A 16,474-nucleotide genomic window follows, 5' to 3' on the forward strand; every position below is an offset into this window, starting at 1 on the left:
ACAGTCCCGTAACGTTTCCGTGTGTTTATTTGGGCAACTATCGCCAACTGAACACGCGTGCTATAAGTTAGCGCCGACAAAAAGAATGAGCCGTCACCGCGGCACTGTGATGGCAGATAATTTCAAAACCAAAGGAGCAATCACAATGAAAGTGATGAAGTGGAGCGCCATCGCCCTGGCGGTTTCTGCAGGCAGCACACAACTGGCAATGGCCGAACCCTTCGTAGGTAATCAGGCTGACGCTAAAGGCTTTGTCGAAGACAGCAGCCTGAACTTCCTGGTTCGCAACTACTACTTCAATCGCAACAACTTCAATGGTTCCCACGACTCCAAAGACTGGACTCAAGGCTTCTGGGCAACCTACAACTCCGGCTTTACCCAAGGCACCGTTGGTTTCGGCGTTGATGCCTTCGGCTACCTCGGCATCAAGCTGGATGGCGGTCGCGGCACTACGGGCACCGGTAACCTGCCCGTCGAAAATGACGGCCGTCCTGCCGACGATTACGGCAAAGCTGGCGCAGCCATCAAGGTTCGCGTCTCCAAGACCGAGCTGAAGGCCGGCGACATGCAGCCTGCCAACCCGGTGTTCGCCGTAGGCGGCACCCGCCCGGTTCCGCAGACCGCCAGCGGCCTCAGCCTGATGAGCAGCGAGATCGAAGGCCTTGACGTTGAAGCCGGTCACTTCTACTCGTCCACCAGCCAGACCACCACCGCCCGTGATGGCGAGCTCTACGCCACCTACGCTGGAGCTCCGGCCAAGTCCGCAGACTTCATCGGCGGCAAGTACGCATTCAACGATAGCTTCAGCGCTTCGCTGTACGGCTCCAAGCTGGAAGACATCTGGAACCAGTACTACGTCAACCTGAACTACACCCTGGCGGTTGCCGAGAATCAATCCCTGGGCCTGGACTTCAACTACTACAACACCCAGGACGAAGGTAAGTCGCTCGCCGGCGACATCAACAACAACACCTTCTCCCTGGCTGCCGCTTACACCCTGAGCGCCCACACCTTCACCCTGGCCTTCCAGAAAGTGAACGGTGACACTCCGTTCGACTACCTCGGTGTAGGTGGCCAGGAAGGCGATCGCAACGGCAACAAGGGCGGCGACTCCATCTTCCTCGCCAACTCCGTGCAATACTCCGACTTCAACGGCCCGGGCGAGAAATCCTGGCAGGCTCGCTACGACCTGAACATGGCCGAGTACGGTGTGCCGGGCCTGACCTTCATGGCTCGCTACATCAAGGGTACCGACATCGACGGTAGCCACGCACCGACCAACGGCCAGTACAGCTACGCAGGCCTCTACGGTGACGACGACAAGCACCACGAAACCAACGTCGAAGCCAAATATGTGATCCAGGAAGGCCCGGCGAAGGATCTGTCCTTCCGCATCCGCCAAGCCTGGCACCGCGCCAACTCCACTCAGCTGGATGGCGACGCCGACGAGTTCCGCCTGATCGTCGACTACCCGCTGTCCGTCCTGTAATACAGAACGAACCGCAGGTAACTAAAAAGCCCGGCTTCTGCCGGGCTTTTTTATTGCAACTTACCTACAACTTCGAACGTATCCGTTACATCGGCAATACATAAGTCCCAGTCACATGGGCGACCAATTCCTCGGGATTGCTGACCGAGTAGACAGCTACTTCGCAAACCACCTGCCGCCGACCGAGTTTCAATATCTTGGCTTCCGCCAACAGATCTTCCGGCTTCGGCTTGCTGAGAAAGTTGATATTGAGGTTGGAAGTAACAGCCATCTCGACGTTATCCAGCTGCGCCAGAATCACTGCGTACATCGCCGCATCCGCCAGCGACATGATGGTCGGCCCGGAGACCGTACCCCCCGGACGCACCATCCGCCCGTGGAACGGAACCCGCACGAAGGCGCTGCGTCCTTCCAGTGCATCGATGCGCAGATCCATGTCGTCCGCCATGGGCAATCCCGCGCGAATGAACGCCTGTACCTGCGCCGCAGTTAAACGACTCACGCCACTCCTCCCTCTCCGTCCGCCGCGCCCTGTACGCAGCCAGACCTGCACCGTACAATGCCCAGCCTATATTCCCCTTCGCAACCGACAAAACGGCCAAAGATGCGTACCAGTCAGTACCTGCTGTCCACCCTGAAAGAAACCCCTTCCGATGCGGTCGTGATCAGCCATCAGCTGATGCTGCGCGCCGGCATGATCCGCAAGCTGGCGTCCGGTCTGTACACCTGGCTGCCAATGGGTCTGCGGGTGCTGCGCAAGGTGGAGACCATCGTTCGCGAAGAAATGAACGCCGCCGGTGCCCTGGAGGTGCTGATGCCGGCCATCCAGCCCGCCGAACTGTGGCAGGAATCCGGTCGCTGGCAGCAGTACGGCCCCGAGCTGCTGCGCCTGAAGGATCGTCATGACCGCGACTTCTGCGTCGGCCCGACGCACGAGGAAGTGATTACCGATCTGGCACGCAATGAGCTGAACAGCTACAAGCAGCTGCCGATCAACATGTACCAGATCCAGACCAAGTTCCGTGACGAGATCCGTCCGCGCTTCGGCCTGATGCGTGGCCGCGAGTTCATCATGAAGGATGCCTACTCCTTCCACGCCAGTCAGGACTCGCTGCAGGCGACCTACGATGTCATGTATGGCGCGTACAGCAAGATCTTCACCCGCCTCGGCCTGGATTTCCGTGCCGTGCAGGCGGACAACGGCTCCATCGGCGGTAGTGGTTCCCACGAATTCCACGTGCTGGCCGGATCCGGTGAAGACGATATCGTCTTCGGCGAGTCCACCGATTACGCCGCCAACATCGAGAAGGCCGAGGCCCTGCCCCGCGAGACCGCTCGTGGCGCTGCCAGCGAAGAACTGCGCCTGGTCGATACTCCCGAGACCAAGACCATCGCCGCCCTGGTGGAGAAGTTCGGCCTGCCGATCGAGAAGACCATCAAGACCCTGGTGGTGCACGCCGCCGAGGAAGGCAAGCTGATCGCCCTGGTCGTCCGTGGCGACCACGAACTCAACGAGATCAAGGCCGGCAACCACCCGCTGGTGGCCAGCCCCCTGCAGATGGCCAGCGAAGCGGACATCAAGGCCGCCATCGGCGCCGCGCCCGGCTCCCTCGGCCCGCTGAACCTGCCGCTGCCCTGCATCATCGACCGCTCCGTCGCCCTGATGAGCGACTTTGCCGCCGGCGCCAACGTCGACGACAAGCACTACTTCGGCGTGAACTGGGAACGCGACCTGCCGGTGCCGGAAGTCGCCGACCTGCGTAACGTCGTGGAAGGCGACCCGAGCCCGGACGGCAAGGGCACGCTGGTGATTCGTCGCGGCATCGAAGTGGGCCACATCTTCCAGCTCGGCACCAAGTACAGCGAAGCCATGAAGCTTGCCGTACTGGGCGAGAACGGCAAGCCGGTCACCCTGATCATGGGCTGCTACGGCATCGGTGTATCCCGCGTAGTCGCCGCCGCCATCGAGCAGAACTACGACGACCGCGGCATCCTCTGGCCGGCCGCCCTGGCGCCCTTCCAGATCGCCATCGTGCCGATGAAGTACGAGAACGAGGCCGTGCGCGCCGCCACTGACAAGCTCTACGCGGACCTCACCGCCGCTGGCTTCGAAGTGCTGCTGGACGACCGCGACAAGAAGACCAGCCCCGGCGTGAAGTTCGCCGACATGGAGCTGATCGGCATCCCGCACCGCATCGTGGTCAGCGAGCGCGGCCTGGACGAAGGCACCCTGGAGTACAAGGGTCGCCGTGACGCCGAGTCGCAGCCTGTCGCCCTGTCCGACCTGCAAGCTTTCATCACGGCCAAGATCGGCAACTGAGCAGAGCGATGTCCACCCGAAGTACCTCAAGCCTCGTGGCTGCCGCCCTGTGCGGCAGCCTTCTGCTGAGCGGCTGCGCCAACCAGCTGCCGCAACGCAGCGAGCATGAAGAGCGTGTCGAGCGCAAATTGCTCGACCACAGCCTGCAGATCGACGTGGGCACCCCGGGCACGCTGGAACTGCCGCAGCGGCGTATTCGCGTGCAGGAACAGAAGACCTTCGAAGTCACCGAGTTCGAGGTCACCCGCCGCTACGACCGCTACACGCCGTACCAGGGCTGGCGCAAGGTCTACGAAATGCCGCTGGGCGTCGTCGCCTTCGTTGGCGGTATCGGCGCCAACGTGGTCAACGTGTTCGCCCTGGGCAACCTGCCCGAGAGCGTCACCCGCGGCTGGATCCGCTACGGCATCGATGGCATGAATCCGTTCATGAACGTCGAGTCCAACGGCCGTGCCGAGCAGAACCTGGCCTCGATCGACGAAAAACAGCGCGACAAGCGCACCGAGTACTCCAGCCTGCCCTGGTCGAAGCGCCCGGTGACCGTCACCGCCGGCAAGAACTCACAGGAGCTGCTGACCGACCGTCACGGCGTGCTGCGCCTGAATCTGCTGGAAGGCCCGTTCAGCGACGACGAGGTCAGCCGCATCGGCCGCCTGCAGTTCAGCGTCCAGGACCCTTCCGACGACACCCGCGCCGACGCCAGCCTGCTGGTCAGCCGCTCTCTGCGCGGCAAGCTGCAGGAAGCCCACGCGCTGATTTACGATGACCTGGAAGGTGACGATGTGCACCACTGGGTACACCGGGTGAAACGCCTCTCCGACCTGGGCCTGGAAGAGGAAGCGAGCGAACTGGAACAGAGCCTGATCGAGCTGACCCGCAACGATCCGGAGCTGCAGAAGGAGTTCCTCCACAGCCTGATGACCGACGCCGGTCGCCTGGCAGCGGACCCCGGCGTCAGCAACTGACACCTAGCGGCGAACGATGAAGCCGGTGATGCCCTGGGGTGTCATCGGCTGCAGCTCCACCGCCGCCACCTTCGCCTTCACCGGCCCGCGCGCCAACCATTTCTCCAGCTCGCGTACCGCGTCTTCCTCGCCTTCGACCAACAGCTCCACGCGCCCATCTTCGAGGTTGCGTACCCAGCCGTCGATTTCCAGGCGCTCGGCCTGCTCCTGGGTGCTCTGGCGGTAATAAACACCCTGTACCTTGCCGCTGATGTAGCCGTGCAGACAGATCCTGGCCATTACTGTTTCTCCTCGCGCAACGCGCCAAGGCGCGCCAGCACGCCGGCGGCGGTCTGCTCGCCGAGCAACTGCTCGCGCAGCTTGCCCTCAGGGTCGACGATGTAGGTTACAGGCAAGGCTTCACTGCGCGGCAGGCTGAACCGCGGTGCGGGGTCATCGGCCAGCACGGTGTATTGCACGCCCAGCGCCTGTGAAGCCTTTGCCAGGTCCGCATCACGCAGCCCATCGAAGTTCACCCCCAGCACCCGGAAGCCCTTGGCCTTGCCCTCCTCCGCCAGGTGATTCAGCTCGGGAATCTCCTTGCGACAGGGCGCGCACCACTCGGCCCAGTAATTAATAACTAGCCACTGGCCATCTACGCCGGCAGCGGGTACTTTCTGTCCATGCTGATCGGTGCCATAGTCCGCCGAGCAGCCGGCCAGGATCAGGCCGGCCATCAAGCCCATCACAATACGGAGCCGCACTCCCATGCCTTCAATCCTCGTGTATGCGGGGTGGTCATGATGCTCGATGCCCTGCGCCTGGAGGTGCCGGACATCCTCGAAGAAGACGCCGAGGCAATGAGCAACCTGGCGGCCGGGCTCCAGGAATCGCGGCAGCAACCCCTGCAGGAAGGTTTGCAGAAGGCTCTGGGCACGCTGTTCCGCCTCAACCGATGCGCGCTGACCTTACTGGAAAGGCAGCGCGCCCTGCAAAGCCTCAGCGAAGAATACCGGCATTACGAACGGCTGATCCGCCAGGAAAAGACGCCGCCGGCGTTGTTCGTGCACTTCTGCAGCGAGCTGGCCGCCGGCTTCAAGCGCCTGTTGCTGCAGATCCTGCACGGCCACAAGCCTTCGCGGCCGCACATGGCCTGGTGCTTGTACATGGCCCAGCATTTCCTCGCCCAGGCCCTGTTGCGCCATTACCAGCAATACCAGCAGCCGCCCGGCAGCCTCTGGCGTGACAGCCACCTGCTCTACTGGATCGGCGAGCATCAGGAGTGCCTGGACGAGCCGGTTGCCGCCGCTTTCGACCCGGTGCCCGCAGGCACCTTGCGCGGGCTGTACCAGCAGATCCTGCTGCTGGCCCTGAGCAATCCGTTCCACCTGACCGAAGGGGAAGCCCCGCAACTGTTCAGCGCGCTGGCACCGCTGGCCGCACTGGGTCGACTGCTGCCCTGGGACGATGAGGAACAGGAAGGCTTCGTGGTCGACCTGGGCTCTGACCAACCGTGCCTGGCCGCAGAGCAGGCACGCGATGCCCCGAAGGAGCAACTGCGCCGGCTGGAACTGGGTGCCCTGCTGATCGCCCTGCACGATCCCGCGCCGCTGCGTCGACTGGAGCAAGGCGCACTGCTGGATCGCGTCCGCCACCACTGGCTGGGCCACCAGACGCGCCGCCATGAGCGTGCAGAACAAACCGGCAACTGCCGCGTGGTAGTCGGCCTCCCAGCCATCCAGCAGCACCTGCTGGACAGCTCAGCCAGCCCCTGCCGGGAAGCCACGCTGATGGATGCCAGCGCGGGCGGCGCGCGCATTCTCTGTTCCGGCCAGCAGGCCGGGCAGCTCCCGGTCGGCCAACTCCTGCTGATCCCCAGCAACGGCGGCACTCCCACCCTGGCCGTGGTGCGCTGGCGACACCTCAACAGTGACGGGCTGCACCTGGGCCTGCGTTACCTCAAAGGGCTTCCCCGCCCGGTCTGGCTGCGCCGCGCACCTGACGCGCAGCGTCACCCCGGCGTGCTGCAGAGCACACCGGAACCGGGCAACGGCTGGTATCACGGGCTCTGGGTCGCCCAGGGGCAATTCGTCGAAGGCGAGAACCTCTGGCTGCAGCTGGCCAGCTTCGACAACCAGACCATCCTGCCCCTGCCGGCAGCCAACCTCAGCACGCCACTGGTAGCTCGCCACCCGCTGCGCCTGGCCTGATTGTCGATTTTGGGAGAGATGTCACAGGCAAGATCGGCAGTAGGCCCGATATGCCAGGCATCTGCCTCCCTATAATTCGAACGTTCGTTCTGACTCTCGGGACGATTCTCGCTCGCCGATAACTCAGCGGCCTTCAGAATGCGACTGGCGCCATGCACGCCAGCCTCCAGCGACAGGACAGCCAGATGCAGCCTACAGACCAGCTTGTCAGCAAGGTTCCCAGCCATATTGTCGCCAGCGCCCGGCCGGCCAATGCGGCGAATGGAGGACGGCTGGCCGACTTCAATGTCGCGGTCTGGCTACATCTGCCCGGCGTAGCGGACCTGCCGGTGACACTGTTGCTCAACTACCGCGATGGGGAGCGCAGCCGGGAAGTGGTGATCGACCATGGCACGGTCAATAAACAGAGTCGCATCCTGCTCTCAGGTGTGGCCCGACTGCCGTTCTCCCTGCGGATCGAGGATGCGCAGATCAAGCTTCGCGCGGCCGTTCCTCTGTCGCGGGTGATTGCCGAGGAGGTCTTCATGCAGGCGGTAGAGCAACAGGCGGGCGCCGCGCGTCCGGTAGCCACCAGCCTCTAAGGGTCAGCCCAGCTGTCGCACCGGAGTTTCATCCGACGACTCGGTCGCAACGCTTTCGGCGTTGTCGTGCGGGACGGACGGCAGGAGCGATTCAGGCCAGCGGCTGAATTGCAGACCAGTGATTCGATTCAACCGCTCCAGAGCGCTCGTCAGATCGCGCTGATGCAGGTGCACTACGTTGTTCTGGTCTTTTTTCATGGATTCGCTGGCCTTGGAGGAACTTCTGAAGGACTTCTGTGTCCTGTTACCTCCATAGCCAGAACTGTGCCAATTCTGAAATAGCGAGAATTGGCGCATTTCCTGAAGTGGTACAAAGCCGCGACAGAATCAGATTCGCCGCAAACTGACGTTTTGCGTCACTCGGAATGTGACGGCTTCAACCATTTCGCCAGGCTATCGCCGAACAGCTCCTGTCGGTCAGCCTGATAGCGCGCCAGCGTTTCTCGCAACTGCGGGTACCACGGCTCATCCAGAGTCGTCGGCAAGGCCTCCAGACACGGCAATGGCCAGGGGCTGCGGTTGAGCAGGTGGTGCAGGCTGTAGCTGCCCAGGTCGCGGCACAGCACCCAGGCCGCGGTGGTCGAGCCGGCGCGGCAGACCAGTTGCTCGCCCTCCAGGAAATCCAGCACCTCTTCCCACTCGTCTTCCGGCAGCAACCAGCCCGCCCGATGCAGGTGCGCCAGGCGCGTCGGCAAGCCATGGCGCTGGCGGTCGAAGAACACCCGCAGTACGCCGAGGATGACCAGCAGGCGTGGCATGGCGCGTCGACGCCAGAGCCGGGTCGACGACAGGTTGCAGACCAGCTCCGCACCAAACAGCACGATCAGCCACGACAGGTAGATCCACAGCAGGAACAGCGGCACCGTGGCGAAGGCACCGTAGATCAGCTTGTAGCCGGGGAAGAAGCTGACATAGAAGCCGAACAGCGACTTCGCCGCTTCGAACAGGATCGAGGTGAACACCCCGCCGGCCAGGGCGTGCAGGAACGGCACCCGCGCGTTGGGCACCGCCGCATAGATCAGGGTGAAGGCCGCCACGCTGGCCAGCAATGGCATGAACTTCAGCAGCATCGCCGCACCCGGCAGCGCATGGGGACCGGAGAGCAGCGACAGCGAAGTGATGTAGGTGGACACGGCGAAACCGGTCCCCAGCAGCAACGGGCCCAGGCTGAGGATCGCCCAGTACAGCAGGAAGCGCGTTACGCCCCGCCGTGGTTGACGCACACGCCAGATGGCGTTGAAGGCCTTCTCGATGGTCACCAGCATGGTGAACGCAGTCACCGCCAGGAAGGCCACGCCCAGCCAGGTCAGGTGGCGCGCCTGCACGGTGAAGTTGCGCAGGTAGGCCTCCACCGCCTCGCCGGTAGAGGGCACGAAGTTGCGGAACACGAACAGCTGGATGCGCTCGCCCATGCCCTCGAAGGCCGGTACGGCCGAGAGCATGGCGAAGGTCACCGTCATCATCGGGACGACCGCGAACAGCGTGGTGTAGGTCAGGGCCGCGGCGCTGTTGGGCGCCTTGTCGGCCAGGAAGCGCTGGACCAGATAGCGGCCGAATTCGACCAGGCCCTGCAAGCGTTCGTGCATGAAGTGTCCTTTGGCTGCACTGAAAAAACCGTCCTCGTAGATCGCGGCGAACGACAGCGGTTCAGTCCAGTCCGAGGAGGCGGTTAGAATAGCCGCCACTTCATCGGCCTTGCGAGTCCCGGCACATGAGCCAGATTTCACTTTTTCATAATCCGCGCTGCTCCAAATCCCGCGGCGCCCTCGAACTGCTCGAGGAACGCGCCATCCAGCCCGAGATCATCCGCTACCTGGAAACTCCGCCCAGCGCGGCCGAACTCAAGGCGCTGCTCGGCAAGCTGGGTATCGGCGCACGCCAACTGCTGCGCACCGGCGAGGACGAATACAAGGAGCTGAACCTGGCCAACCCGGCACTGGGCGACGACCGACTGATCGAGGCAATGGCCAGCCATCCCAAGCTGATCGAGCGGCCGATCCTCGTCGTCGGCGACAAGGCGGTGATCGGCCGCCCGCCGGAGAAGGTTCTGGAGATCCTGCCTTGAGCGCGCCTTACGTCCTCGTCCTCTACTACAGCCGCCACGGCGCCACCGCCGAAATGGCCCGGCAGATTGCCCGCGGCGTCGAGGCCGGCGGCCTGGAAGCGCGCGTGCGCACAGTGCCGGCGGTGTCCACCGAGTGCGAAGCCGTCGCCCCGGACATTCCGGCAGAAGGCGCGCTCTACGCCACCCTGGATGACCTGAAGGACTGCTCCGGCCTGGTCCTCGGCAGCCCGACCCGCTTCGGCAACATGGCCGCGCCGCTCAAGTACTTCCTCGATGGCACCAGCAGCCTGTGGCTGACCGGTGGCCTGGTAGGCAAGCCGGCGGCAGTCTTCACCTCGACCGCCAGCCTGCATGGCGGCCAGGAAACCACCCAGCTGTCGATGCTGCTGCCACTGCTGCACCACGGCATGATCGTCACCGGCATTCCCTACAGCGAGCCCGCCCTGCTGGAAACCCGCGGCGGCGGCACGCCTTACGGCGCCAGCCATTTCGCCGGCGCCGATGGCAAGCGCAGCCTGGACGAACACGAGATCACCCTGTGCCGCGCGCTCGGAAAGCGCCTGGCCGAAGTCGCCCGCAAACTGGAGAGCTGAATGGCCCGCAAGAACAAACCGCTGCCGCCCATGGACTGGCTCAAACCCCGGCTGGCCGCCAGCCGCGCGGTGGCGCTGGGCAGCTTCATCGGGCTGATCCTGCTCATCGTCATCTGGGACCTGCTGTTCGCCGACGCCCACGGCGGCGCGCGCTGGGTACCCTGGGTGTTCCTGGGCTTCAAGCTGCTGCCGCTGCTGGTCGTGGCGCCGGGCATCCTGATCGGTAGCGCGCGTGGCCATGCCTGGGCGTGCTACGTGATCAACCTGTACTTCATCCTCGGCGTGCTCAACGCCTTCGATCCCAACCACGCCATCTTCGGCTGGGCGGAGATCATCCTCAGCGTGTCGCTGTTCTGCTCGGCGCTGATGTACACGCGCTGGCGCTTCCAGTACGACCGCAAGCTGGCCGGCGAAGGCCAGGAACCGCAGCAGGAAGCGACGAGCGTCTGATAAGGGAGTCGGGGAAACCGGGGCTTACCAGCCCATGGTTTCCTTGAGGAAGGGAATGGTCAGCTTGCGCTGCGCCTGCAGCGAAGCCTTGTCCAGCTCGTCCAGCAGGTCGAAGAGGAACTGCATGCTGCGCGCGCCACGGGTAAGGATAAAGCGCCCCACTTCATCGGTCAGGTGCAGCCCACGGCGCGAGGCGCGCAGCTGAAGGGCGCGCAGCTTCTCGTCATCGGTCAGCGGGTGCAGCTGGAAGATCAGCGAGAGCGTCAGGCGGGATTTCAGGTCCGGCAGCTTCACCCCCAGCTCGCGCGGCGACACCGAGGCCGACAGCAGCAGCTTGCGGCCGGAATCGCGCAGGCGGTTGAACAGGTGGAACAGCGCCTCTTCCCATTCGCGCTTGCCGGCCAGGGCGTCGAGATCGTCCAGGCACACCAGCTCGCGCTGTTCGAGGTTGTCGAAGATTTCCGGACCGTAGGCCACCAGGTCCGCCATCGGCAGGTAGACGGACGGCTCACCCAGTTGCTCGGAACGAATGCAGGCAGCCTGCAGCAGGTGACTGCGGCCCACGCCTTCGGCGCCCCAGAGATAGATCAGGCTTTCCGTCCACCCCGCCTCGGGCTCGCACAGACGCTCGACATAGCCGAGCGCCGCGGCGTTGGCACCGGGGTAGTAGTTGGCGAACGTTGCGTCATCGCGCAGACGTACGCTGAGTGGGAGCTGCATAGGAGTCATGCCGGGCCGGGCGTTTCTTCAATCGCTTGGGGTGGGCCTTGGTGACTGAAAGTTTATCCAAATCAGAAGGATAACGCAGCTACCACGTGCGACTCAGAGCCACCGGCGCCGGGAAGCGGGACTTTGCCCGCCTCCGCAGGGCTCATTACCAGTGGAAGCGCAGGGTGTTCTGCGCCGGCACGGCCGCGTTCGGCACCGGTTGGCCATTGGCGTCGACCGCCGGTTGCGCCGGCTCCGCCGGGGCTTCCTGCAGGCGGGCCAGAGCCAGTTGCGCACGCAGTTGCTCGGGGCTGGCGGTGACGCGGTAGACGAGACGGTTGCCCTGTACCTCCACCAGCTTGGCGCCCATGGGCTCCAGCAGGCGCGAGACTTCGGCGTAGCGCGCCAGGTCGGCGCCCTCGATCTGCAGGACCTGGGCCGAAGCCGAGCCTGCCGAACCGACGAAACGCTGCGACAGGCGCTGGGACACGCCGAGCATTACCGCATCGGCCAGCGCGTCCGGGGTATCGCCCTGGGCCTGGCCCTGTTCGCGGCTGTCGCCCATCCACACGCGCCAGGTGGCGGTCCACTTGCCGTCGGCTTCCTTGGCGTCCACCGCCAGCAGGGCATCGGCGCCGTAGCGTTCGGAGGCGGACTTCAAAACATCCGGCTGGGCGGCGTTGAGATTTTCGGGAGTACCGACCTGCTGTTCGCTGAGGTCGGCGATCGGCAGGCGCAGCGGCAGGCCGCGGCGCTGGGCGGCGCGGTTCAGCGGGGCGGAGGCTTCCTGGCTGTCGCCGACCAGGCTGCTGCCGTTGGCGCTTTCGTTTAGCCACCAGGCCAGCACGCTCGGGCGGCTGGCACCCCAGACCGGCAGGCCGGCCTGGCGCAGGGCGTTGTCGGTGGCAGTCGGGTCGAAGTCCACCACCAGCGCCATGGGCGGGCCATTCTCGAAGCCGTACTGGCTGATCAGTTGCTGCGGGTCCTTGAAGTAGCCGGCCAGGGCCGGGCTCTGCGCAGCGCTGGCATTGCCGGTCAGGCGCAGTACCAGGGTCTGCAGGGCGCGGGTCAGGCCGGCGTTGCGCTCGTCCGGCTGCTGGGAGGCGACCGGTTCGTGCACCTGGTACAGGTTGCCCAGCGTTTCAGCGAAGGACGGCAGGCTGAACAGCGTCAGGCAGAGGATCAACAGGCGGGCGGTCAGGCGCATGGCGGGTTCTCGCGCAGGAAAACGAAGGCACCGTCGACAAACGCGACGGCAAGGAAGGCCTATACCTTAAACAGCCGTCCGGCCAGCGGCAACAGCGCGAGATGGCCGCTGCCGGGCAAGCCTGATAAAATCCCGCGCCTCCCGCGCAGGCCGGGAAGCGCAAACGGCGCACCCGGCGGCAAGACGAATCATCCCTTCTATAGGCCTGGATTTATGAGCAGCAAGCAACCCTCGTTGAGCTACAAGGACGCCGGTGTGGACATCGACGCCGGCGAAGCCCTGGTCGAACGCATCAAAGGCGTCGCCAAGCGCACCGCACGTCCTGAAGTGATGGGAGGCCTGGGTGGCTTTGGCGCTCTGTGCGAAATCCCGGCTGGCTACAAGCAACCCGTGCTGGTGTCCGGCACCGATGGCGTCGGCACCAAGCTGCGCCTGGCGCTGAACCTGAACAAGCACGACAGCATCGGCCAGGACCTGGTCGCCATGTGCGTGAACGACCTGGTCGTCTGCGGCGCCGAGCCACTGTTCTTCCTCGACTACTACGCCACCGGCAAACTCAATGTCGACGTGGCCGCCACCGTGGTCACCGGCATCGGCGCCGGCTGCGAGCTGGCCGGCTGCTCCCTGGTCGGTGGCGAGACCGCCGAAATGCCGGGCATGTACGAAGGCGAAGACTACGACCTGGCTGGCTTCTGCGTCGGCGTGGTGGAAAAATCGGAAATCATCGACGGCTCGAAAGTGGTTGCCGGCGACGCCCTGATCGCCCTGCCCTCCTCCGGCCCGCACTCCAACGGTTACTCGCTGATCCGCAAGATCATCGAAGTCTCCGGCGCCGACATCGAATCCACCCAGCTGAACGGAAAGCCCCTCGCCGACCTGCTGATGGCCCCGACCCGCATTTACGTCAAGCCGCTGCTGCAACTGATCAAGCAGACCGGCGCGGTCAAGGCCATGGCCCACATTACCGGCGGCGGCCTGCTGGACAACATCCCGCGCGTACTGCCGGACAACGCCCAGGCGGTGGTCGATGTAGCCAGCTGGCAGCGCCCGGCGGTCTTCGACTGGCTGCAGGAAAAAGGCAACGTCGACGAGACCGAGATGCACCGCGTGCTGAACTGCGGCGTCGGCATGGTCATCTGCGTCGCCCAGGATCAGGTCGATGCTTCCCTGAAGGCCCTGCGTGACGCCGGCGAGCAGCCGTGGGTCATCGGCCGCATCGAGGCTTGTGCCGCCGACGCCGAGCGCGTGGTCCTGCACAACCTGAAAGGCCACTGATGTCCACACCTTGCAATGTCGTGGTGCTGATTTCCGGCTCCGGCAGCAACCTGCAAGCCCTGATCGACAGTCTCGCCGGCGCCGACACGCCGGCAGTGATCCGCGCGGTGATCTCCAACCGCGCGGACGCTTACGGCCTGGAGCGCGCGCGTAAGGCCGGCATCGAGACCCGTTTCCTCGACCACAAGGCCTACGCCGACCGCGAAAGCTTCGATGCCGCGCTGATCCAGGCCATCGATGGCTTCGACGCCGACCTGGTGCTGCTCGCCGGCTTCATGCGCATCCTCAGCGCGGACTTCGTGCGTCACTATCAGGGCCGCCTGCTGAACATCCATCCGTCCCTGTTGCCCAAGTACAAGGGCCTGCACACGCACCAGCGGGCGCTGGAGGCTGGCGATGCCGAGCACGGCTGCAGCGTACACTTCGTCACGGAGGAACTTGATGGTGGGCCTCTGGTCGTACAGGCGGCAATCCCGGTAGAGTCTGACGACACGCCGGAAACGCTGGCCCAGCGCGTGCACGTGCAGGAACATGTGATCTATCCGCTGGCCATGCGCTGGTTCGCCGAAGGCCGAGTCAGGCTCGGCGAACATGGCGCCATGCTGGATGGGGAGCTTCTGCCCGCATCCGGCCATTCGTACCGAACCTAGGAGATTCGCGATGCGTAGAGCTCTGTTATTCCTGATGGCCGTGCTGACCCTGCCGGCCCAGGCTTATGAGCTGGAACCGTTCGACGCCAGCTACACCGCCGACTGGAAGCAGATGCCCATCAGCGGCACCGCCTCCCGCAGCCTCAAGCAAGGCGACGGCGGCCGCTGGGAGCTGAATTTCAAGGCCTCCATGCTGCTCGCCAGCCTGACCGAGAACAGCACGTTCAAGGTCGAGAACGACACCTACCTGCCGCTGACCTACCGCTGGGCCCGCGAAGGCCTGGGCAAGAACAAGCAGACCGAGCTCGATTTCGACTGGGCCGAGAAGCAGGTGCTGGGCAGCGACCGTGGCGACCAGGTACGCCAGCCGCTGAACAAGGGCCAACTGGACAAGTCCACCTACCAACTCGCGCTGCAGCATGACGTGGCCGTTGGCAAGAAGGCCATGAGCTACCAGGTCATCGAGGGAACCGACGTCGATACCTACGACTTCCGTGTTCTCGGCGAGGAGAAGGTGCGTACCCAGGCCGGCCTGATCACCGCGATCAAGGTGGAGCGCGTGCGTGACCCCACCAAGAGCAACCGCAAGACCATCCTCTGGTTTGCCAAGGATTGGGACTTCCTCCTCGTGCGCCTGTACCAGCAGGAGTCCGACGGCAAGGAGTACCAGATCATGCTCAAGGAAGGCACCGTGAACGGCAAGGCGGTTCAGGGCGAGAAAGGCTGATCCTTCAGCGCACAAGAAAAGCCGGGCGATGCCCGGCTTTTTTATTGGCCGCTCACTGCGGCGTACAGCGCTTCGTAGGAACGAGGGGGAAGCCCAGTCCTTGCTCGCGAACAGAGCCACCCGGCGACATCGATGTTGGTCGATCCGCGGGCAATAACGATGGCGCCCCCTCGCACCCACAGGGCCTACGCCACGAGTGGCGCAGAAACGAAAGAGCCGGGCAACGCCCGGCTTTTCCTTGCTTGGAGAATCAGCCTTCGTTCGACGGCTTGCGCTTGAATCGCCGTGCGATCCAGCCGATGGCCAGGGCCGGGACGATCCACAGCTTCTTCAGCAGAACCAGCAGGGTGGCGAACAGCCCGACCTTGGCGGCAACCTTGCCGGCGATCAGCGCGCCCAGGCCGTAGGCGGCAACCTTGTCGACGCTGGGATTGAAGTCGACGTAGCGGTTGCCCGGGTTGAACTCGGTCATCGCCAATACCTTGCCGACGTTCTTCTCGATTTCCGGCAGTTGCTCCATGCCCGCGACAAAATTCAGCACCAGCACGCCTTTGCGGCCCAGCGCGCGGATGTTGTAGTTCAGCGTGTGCTCCTTGGCGTCGCCGAACTGCAGCTCCTTGGCCCAGTAGAGCTTCTTCTCGGCGGCGTCGTAACGCGGCGGCGCGGCCCAGCCAATCAGCTGGATGGCCTCGAAACCCTGCTGCTCGCGCTGCGGATTGGCCTGCTTGAGGTCGTCCTGCATGTCCTTGAGCATCTCGGCGTAATCGATCTTCGCCGCGTCCTCGTCGGACACGTAGCCGCTCTCCTCGTATTGCACAGTCACTGCCCAGGAGGCGGCTTCGAAAGGCGAGACGCCGGCCGGCATCAGCATGCCCAGCGGCGGCTCGGAGCTGGGCGGGTTACCCCAGGCTTCCAGCACGCGCTCGGCATCCTTGCTGTCGAGGAAGACGAAATTATCCGGCAGGTCGAAGGTGGCGAGGTTGTCGCCCACCACCACCTTGCCCTTCTGGAAATGCAGGCTGGCGACGAAGGTCTCGGGCGACATCTCCTCGTCCGACTCGGCGGCAGGCGCAGCGGCAGCCGCGGGGGCTTCGCTCTGGTTGGACGTAGCGGGTGCAGCGAACGCCGGGGCAGCGACGGCCTGGGCGAGCAAGGCAACGAGGAAGAGGGCTTTGCCATCCATAGGGGTGAATCTCCTGAATCGAATCCATGACATCGGCGGCCACCGGTGGTGGCGCCGGGCACGGATTGTCTC

The 16,474-nt window shown here is 64.3% G+C and carries 19 protein-coding genes; 11 read left to right on the forward strand and 8 right to left on the reverse strand.

Annotated elements, in window-relative coordinates; translation table 11 throughout:
* The first annotated feature begins 145 nt into the window (after nt 1–145).
* On the forward strand, nt 146–1,489 hold the full coding sequence (locus PNI01S_RS05185) for an OprD family porin (RefSeq protein ID WP_084357530.1): 1,344 nt from the start codon (nt 146–148) through the stop codon (nt 1,487–1,489).
* A gap of 85 nt (nt 1,490–1,574) precedes the next feature.
* Here PNI01S_RS05185 and PNI01S_RS05190 read toward each other — a convergent pair whose 3' ends face one another.
* Nucleotides 1,575–1,937, reverse strand: coding sequence for a PaaI family thioesterase (locus PNI01S_RS05190; protein ID WP_089285724.1), 363 nt, complete (start codon nt 1,935–1,937; stop codon nt 1,575–1,577).
* A gap of 156 nt (nt 1,938–2,093) precedes the next feature.
* On the opposite strand from PNI01S_RS05190, the gene PNI01S_RS05195 reads away from it, so the two are divergent.
* Together PNI01S_RS05195 and PNI01S_RS05200 are read left to right on the forward strand one after the other, a co-directional pair.
* The gene (locus PNI01S_RS05195; protein ID WP_024764549.1) at nt 2,094–3,809 is read left to right on the forward strand and encodes a proline--tRNA ligase; all 1,716 of its coding nucleotides are present in this window, start codon (nt 2,094–2,096) and stop codon (nt 3,807–3,809) included.
* A gap of 8 nt (nt 3,810–3,817) precedes the next feature.
* Nucleotides 3,818–4,774, forward strand: a complete 957-nt coding sequence (locus PNI01S_RS05200) for a YceB family lipoprotein (RefSeq protein WP_084357531.1) — start codon at nt 3,818–3,820, stop codon at nt 4,772–4,774.
* 3 nt (nt 4,775–4,777) lie between these two features.
* Here the strand turns inward: PNI01S_RS05200 and PNI01S_RS05205 are convergent, their stop codons facing one another.
* The gene (locus PNI01S_RS05205; protein ID WP_024764551.1) at nt 4,778–5,053 is read right to left on the reverse strand and encodes an acylphosphatase; all 276 of its coding nucleotides are present in this window, start codon (nt 5,051–5,053) and stop codon (nt 4,778–4,780) included.
* On the reverse strand, nt 5,053–5,523 hold the full coding sequence (locus PNI01S_RS05210; RefSeq protein WP_065085797.1) for a TlpA disulfide reductase family protein: 471 nt from the start codon (nt 5,521–5,523) through the stop codon (nt 5,053–5,055). Before PNI01S_RS05210 ends, PNI01S_RS05205 begins: the two co-directional genes overlap by 1 nt.
* A 30-nt stretch (nt 5,524–5,553) precedes the next feature.
* Here PNI01S_RS05210 and PNI01S_RS05215 point away from each other — a divergent pair, with 30 nt between their 5' ends.
* Both PNI01S_RS05215 and PNI01S_RS05220 read left to right on the forward strand, forming a co-directional pair.
* Nucleotides 5,554–6,963 carry a PilZ domain-containing protein gene (locus PNI01S_RS05215; RefSeq protein ID WP_024764553.1) on the forward strand — a complete coding sequence of 470 codons (1,410 nt, stop codon included), beginning with the start codon at nt 5,554–5,556 and terminating at the stop codon, nt 6,961–6,963.
* Between the two features lie 185 nt (nt 6,964–7,148).
* Complete coding sequence (locus PNI01S_RS05220; protein ID WP_037013718.1) at nt 7,149–7,544, forward strand: hypothetical protein; 396 nt, start codon at nt 7,149–7,151, stop codon at nt 7,542–7,544.
* A gap of 3 nt (nt 7,545–7,547) precedes the next feature.
* Here PNI01S_RS05220 and PNI01S_RS05225 read toward each other — a convergent pair whose 3' ends face one another.
* Complete coding sequence (locus PNI01S_RS05225) at nt 7,548–7,742, reverse strand: hypothetical protein (protein WP_084357532.1); 195 nt, start codon at nt 7,740–7,742, stop codon at nt 7,548–7,550.
* 158 nt (nt 7,743–7,900) lie between these two features.
* The gene (locus tag PNI01S_RS05230; protein WP_024764555.1) at nt 7,901–9,130 is read right to left on the reverse strand and encodes a YihY family inner membrane protein; all 1,230 of its coding nucleotides are present in this window, start codon (nt 9,128–9,130) and stop codon (nt 7,901–7,903) included.
* 125 nt (nt 9,131–9,255) lie between these two features.
* Between PNI01S_RS05230 and arsC the strand changes: the two genes are divergently transcribed.
* Genes arsC through PNI01S_RS05245 form a run of 3 tightly spaced genes read left to right on the forward strand, consistent with a single transcriptional unit; the run spans nt 9,256 to nt 10,652 of the window.
* Entirely contained in the window at nt 9,256–9,609 is a 354-nt protein-coding gene (gene arsC / locus PNI01S_RS05235) for an arsenate reductase (glutaredoxin) (protein ID WP_084357533.1), read from the forward strand.
* Complete coding sequence (gene wrbA, locus PNI01S_RS05240; protein WP_024764557.1) at nt 9,606–10,202, forward strand: NAD(P)H:quinone oxidoreductase; 597 nt, start codon at nt 9,606–9,608, stop codon at nt 10,200–10,202. Before arsC ends, wrbA begins: the two co-directional genes overlap by 4 nt.
* The gene (locus PNI01S_RS05245) at nt 10,203–10,652 is read left to right on the forward strand and encodes a DUF2069 domain-containing protein (RefSeq protein WP_065085793.1); all 450 of its coding nucleotides are present in this window, start codon (nt 10,203–10,205) and stop codon (nt 10,650–10,652) included. It begins immediately after the preceding gene.
* Between the two features lie 24 nt (nt 10,653–10,676).
* Here PNI01S_RS05245 and hda read toward each other — a convergent pair whose 3' ends face one another.
* Nucleotides 10,677–11,381: a DnaA regulatory inactivator Hda gene (hda, locus tag PNI01S_RS05250; protein WP_024764559.1), complete on the reverse strand. Its 705-nt coding sequence runs from the start codon at nt 11,379–11,381 to the stop codon at nt 10,677–10,679.
* A gap of 145 nt (nt 11,382–11,526) precedes the next feature.
* A complete protein-coding gene (locus tag PNI01S_RS05255; protein ID WP_065085792.1) occupies nt 11,527–12,567 on the reverse strand; it encodes a DUF2066 domain-containing protein in 1,041 nt (346 codons plus the stop codon).
* A gap of 213 nt (nt 12,568–12,780) precedes the next feature.
* Between PNI01S_RS05255 and purM the strand changes: the two genes are divergently transcribed.
* From purM to PNI01S_RS05270, 3 genes are read left to right on the forward strand one after another with little or no spacing between them, the layout of a single operon-like run.
* Entirely contained in the window at nt 12,781–13,842 is a 1,062-nt protein-coding gene (gene purM, locus PNI01S_RS05260) for a phosphoribosylformylglycinamidine cyclo-ligase (protein ID WP_084357534.1), read from the forward strand.
* On the forward strand, nt 13,842–14,492 hold the full coding sequence (gene purN / locus PNI01S_RS05265) for a phosphoribosylglycinamide formyltransferase (RefSeq protein ID WP_024764561.1): 651 nt from the start codon (nt 13,842–13,844) through the stop codon (nt 14,490–14,492). Before purM ends, purN begins: the two co-directional genes overlap by 1 nt.
* Before the next feature lie 10 nt (nt 14,493–14,502).
* Nucleotides 14,503–15,219 carry a DUF3108 domain-containing protein gene (locus PNI01S_RS05270; protein ID WP_024764562.1) on the forward strand — a complete coding sequence of 239 codons (717 nt, stop codon included), beginning with the start codon at nt 14,503–14,505 and terminating at the stop codon, nt 15,217–15,219.
* A gap of 250 nt (nt 15,220–15,469) precedes the next feature.
* Here the strand turns inward: PNI01S_RS05270 and PNI01S_RS05275 are convergent, their stop codons facing one another.
* Nucleotides 15,470–16,402, reverse strand: a complete 933-nt coding sequence (locus tag PNI01S_RS05275) for a DUF2167 domain-containing protein (protein WP_038803295.1) — start codon at nt 16,400–16,402, stop codon at nt 15,470–15,472.
* Nucleotides 16,403–16,474: the final 72 nt, after the last annotated feature.

It is taken from the genome of Pseudomonas nitroreducens NBRC 12694 (assembly GCF_002091755.1).
Taxonomy (GTDB): Bacteria; Pseudomonadota; Gammaproteobacteria; order Pseudomonadales; family Pseudomonadaceae; genus Pseudomonas; species Pseudomonas nitroreducens.